This window comes from Streptomyces sp. WAC05292 (genome assembly GCF_003949955.1).
GTDB classification, from domain to species: domain Bacteria; phylum Actinomycetota; class Actinomycetes; order Streptomycetales; family Streptomycetaceae; genus Streptomyces; species Streptomyces globosus.
The window spans coordinates 1-3,934 of sequence record NZ_RPSE01000493.1 but is presented as its reverse complement, the minus strand read 5'-3'; the positions used below and the strand labels follow the sequence as shown (position 1 = coordinate 3,934).

Annotated in this window: 4 protein-coding genes; 2 read left to right on the top strand and 2 right to left on the bottom strand. The window is 75.6% G+C overall.

Going from position 1 to position 3,934, the window contains the following annotated elements; translation table 11 throughout:
* A partial coding sequence (locus EF903_RS29885) for an NUDIX hydrolase (protein ID WP_125548127.1) occupies positions 1–523 on the bottom strand: 523 nt, incomplete at its 3' end.
* A gap of 88 nt (positions 524–611) precedes the next feature.
* Between EF903_RS29885 and EF903_RS29880 the strand changes: the two genes are divergently transcribed.
* Entirely contained in the window at positions 612–2,267 is a 1,656-nt protein-coding gene (locus tag EF903_RS29880) for an FAD-binding dehydrogenase (RefSeq protein WP_125548126.1), read from the top strand.
* A 37-nt stretch (positions 2,268–2,304) separates the two neighbouring features.
* On the opposite strand, the gene EF903_RS29875 is transcribed toward EF903_RS29880, so the two are convergent.
* On the bottom strand, positions 2,305–2,730 hold the full coding sequence (locus tag EF903_RS29875) for an ASCH domain-containing protein (protein ID WP_125548125.1): 426 nt from the start codon (positions 2,728–2,730) through the stop codon (positions 2,305–2,307).
* Between the two features lie 231 nt (positions 2,731–2,961).
* Between EF903_RS29875 and EF903_RS29870 the strand changes: the two genes are divergently transcribed.
* Positions 2,962–3,909 (top strand): hypothetical protein, encoded by a 948-nt coding sequence (locus tag EF903_RS29870; protein ID WP_125548124.1) that lies wholly within the window; start codon positions 2,962–2,964, stop codon positions 3,907–3,909.
* Positions 3,910–3,934 lie beyond the last annotated feature (25 nt).

The following is a 3,934-nucleotide window of genomic DNA, read 5'->3' as shown; positions in this document are numbered from 1 at the left end:
GCTCCCCGCCCTCCCGGAAGGCGCGCAGCCGCCGGTACGCCTCCAGCCCGTCCGGCACCCACGGCCAGGATCCGTCCGCGATCCGGCCCTCCAACTCGTCCTCCGGCAGCCAGGAGTGCCAGGCCACCTCCGACTCCTGCGGCCGCACCTCCCGTCCGCCGCAGCGCACCTCGTGCACGTACGACCACCAGCTCCCGCCCGGCCCCTCGTACAGGAACTTGAACAGCGGCTCCGGCCGGGGCAGCCCGGACACCCCGAGCTCCTCCTCCGCCTCCCGCAGCGCGGCCGAGGCGTAGTCCTCGCCCGCCCCGAGGACTCCGCCCACGAACATGTCGTAGTGGGAGGGGAAGACCAGCTTCGACGCCGTGCGCCGGTGCACGAACACCCGCCCCCGGTCATCCCTGGCCAGCACGAACGCGCACCGGTGGAGCAAGCCCCGCGCGTACACCTCGCCGCGCGGCGCCCGGCCCGTCACCCGGTCGTCGCGGTCCACCACGTCCAGTACCTCGTCGGCAGCACTCATGCGGCCATCCAAGCACCGCACCGCCATTGACGGGTTGCCGACCCGTGGCAAAGGATCAGCCCCACCGGCGACCGGAGGGCGACTTCGCATGACGTACGACGCAGACGTGATCGTGATCGGGGCAGGCCTCGCCGGCCTCGCCGCCACCGCCGAACTCGCCGACGCGGGCCGCAGCGTGATCCTGCTCGACCAGGAGCCCGCGCAGTCGGCCGGCGGCCAGGCGCACTGGTCCTTCGGCGGCCTGTTCCTCGTCGACTCCCCCGAGCAGCGCCGGTTGCGCATCAAGGACAGCCGCGACCTCGCCCTTCAGGACTGGCTCGGCACCGCCGGCTTCGACCGCGAGGAGGACGCCTGGCCGCGCCGCTGGGCCGAGGCGTACGTCGACTTCGCGGCCGGGGAGAAGCGGCCCTGGCTGCACCGCCTCGGCGTCCGCTTCTTCCCCGTCGTGGGCTGGGCCGAACGGGGCGGGTACGGCGCCCTCGGCCACGGCAACTCCGTCCCCCGCTTCCACATCACCTGGGGCACCGGCCCCGGCCTCGTCGAGCCCTTCGAGCGCCGCGTCCGCGAGGCCGCCGCCCGCGGGCGGGTCCGGATGCTGTTCCGCCACCGGGTCACCGGGCTCTCCCGGACGGCCGGCGCGCCGGACACCGTCACCGGCGAGATCCTCCAGCCGTCCTCCGCCGCCCGGGGATCCGCCAGCAGCCGCGAGCCGGTCGGCGCGTTCTCCCTGCGCGCCCAGGCGGTGATCGTCGCCAGTGGCGGGATCGGCGGCAACCACGACCTCGTCCGCAAGCAGTGGCCGGACCGGCTCGGCACCCCGCCGGAGCGCATGCTCTGCGGGGTACCCGCCCACGTCGACGGCCTGATGCTGGGCATCGCCGAGGACGCCGGCGCCCGCCACATCAACAAGGACCGCATGTGGCACTACACCGAGGGCATCGCCAACTGGGACCCGATCTGGGCCCGCCACGGCATCCGCATCCTCCCCGGCCCCTCCTCGCTCTGGCTGGACGCCACCGGCAGGCGGCTGCCCGTCCCGCTCTTCCCCGGCTTCGACACCCTCGGAACCCTCGACCACATCATGCGGACCGGCCACGACCACACCTGGTTCGTCCTCAACCGCCGCATCATCGGCAAGGAGTTCGGCCTCTCCGGATCCGAGCAGAACCCCGACCTGACCGGCAAGTCCGTGCGCGGCGTCGTCGACCGGGCCCGGCAGGCCGTGCCGGGGCCCGTCCAGGCCTTCATGGACCGCGGGGCGGACTTCGTCGTCGAGCGCAGCCTGCCCGCCCTCGTGCGCGGCATGAACGCCGTCACCGGCCTCGACCTGCTCGACGAGGACACCGTCCGCCGCGAGGTCACCGCCCGCGACCGGGAGATCGCCAACCCCTTCACCAAGGACCTCCAGGTCACCGCCGTCCACGGAGCCCGCAGGTACCTCGGCGACCGGCTGATCCGCACCGCGGCCCCGCACCGCATCCTCGACCCCGCAGCCGGCCCGCTGATCGCCGTACGCCTGTCCGTCCTGACCCGCAAGTCCCTCGGCGGCCTGGAGACCGACCTGTCCTCGCGCGTCCTCACCGACTCCGGCGAGCCGCTGCCAGGCCTGTACGCGGCCGGGGAGGCGGCCGGGTTCGGGGGCGGCGGCGTCCACGGCTACCGCGCCCTGGAGGGCACCTTCCTCGGCGGCTGCCTCTTCTCGGGCCGCGCCGCCGGACGGGCGGCGGCCGCCGCCGTGGCCTGACCCCGGGGCGGGCGGCGGGCGGCGGCCCCGGCGGGGCTCAGGCCAGGCGGGAGACCACCCGGAACCGCTCGGCGACGACCAGGGTGTCGTCGCCGACCGTGTACTCCGGGTCGCCGAGCACCGCGCGGGTCTCCCCGCCGTGCCAGAACCGCTCGTGGGAGGCACGCCATTCGGCCACTGACGCGTACCCCTCGCCCTCGTCCAGGGCGTGTTGCAGGTCCACGTCGGCGAGCGGCAGCACCCGCACCTCCGCCACCTCCACCACGGCCACCGGGCACTCGCCGGAGTCGACGAGGACCGCCCGGTCGCCGGCGGCGGGAAGGGGCTCGCCCTCCGCCTCGTACGCGGCCAGCAGCCCCGTCGTCGTGGTCTTCGCCCCGCTCAGCACCGCCGCCACCAGCGCGTCGCGCAGCGGCCCGGGGAACCCGAGCAGGTACGGGGGCAGCTCTTCATGCGTCTCCACGGCCCCACCCTACGGCCCTCCCGCCGCCCGGCCGGGCCGCGGCCGGGCGTGCCGGGGCCGCCCCCAACTATCGGCCGCGCCGCACCAGTTGAAACGCGCCACCCGGCAGACCGGACCTTGACTCGGAGCTGTGCCTACCGGTTTGCTGTGCGTGATCATTCCAGCCGTTCCCGTCACGTCCACCGTCCGTCAGCCCGCCACCGTGCCCGTGTCCTGGAGGGAAATCCGCGGATGTCCCCGCCTCCGCCGCCCCTCGGCCGCGCCCGCAAGCGGGACGCCCAGCTCTTCGACCCGGCCCTCTGCGACACCGAACTGGTCGACGTCCGGGCCCGGTTCACCCAGGGCCGGTGGGCCAAGGCGCGCGCCCTCCTGGCCGGCACCGGCGACGACTGGGACCGCCGCGGCCACCGCGTCGTCGTCCTCGCCGAGACCCCCGCCGCCCTGGCCTGGGCCCGCGAATGGCTGCTCGCCGAACCCGAGAGCGCCGACGCCGCCACCCTCCTCGCCTGCGCCGCCGTCTTCGCCGCCCTCCGCCGCAAGGGCTCCCCCGAGGCCGCCGAGGAGGCCTGCCACCGCGCCGCCGCACTCCTGCCCGCCGACCCGACGCCCTGGCTCGGGCTGCTCATGCTCTCCCGCGCCTTCGGCTCCCAGGAGGAGTTCAGCCGCCACTTCGACCAGGTCCGCGCCCGCCACCGGGAGCACCACCACGCCCACCACCTCATGGTCGCCCGCCTCGCCGAGCACGCCCCGGCCGCCGGACAGGACCCCCTCCACGAGGTGTACGACTTCGCGGCCTGGGCGGCCGAGGAGTCCCCGGCCGACTCCCCGCTGGCCGTCCTCCCGGTCATCGCACACGCCGAGCGCTACCGGGTCCTGGCCGCCGCCCACGGCGCCGGCCCCGGCAGCGCCGCCGCGCACTGGTCGAACCGCCGGGCCCGCCAGGTCCTGCGCTCCGCGTTCGACTGGTGGCTGGAATGGGAGCGCGAGGACCACCCCCGCAACCGCGTCGACCTGAACTTCCTCGCCCACGCCAAGCTGTGCGAGGGCCGGCCCGCCGAGGCCGCCGCCCTCTTCCACCGCATCGGCAGCCACGCCACCCCGGCCCCCTGGTCCTACCCGGACCTCGACCCGCAGAAAGCCTTCCTCGCGGCGCGCAGCGCCGCGCTCGGCACCGCTTGACCCCCCGCCGGGCGCGGCGCTGCGC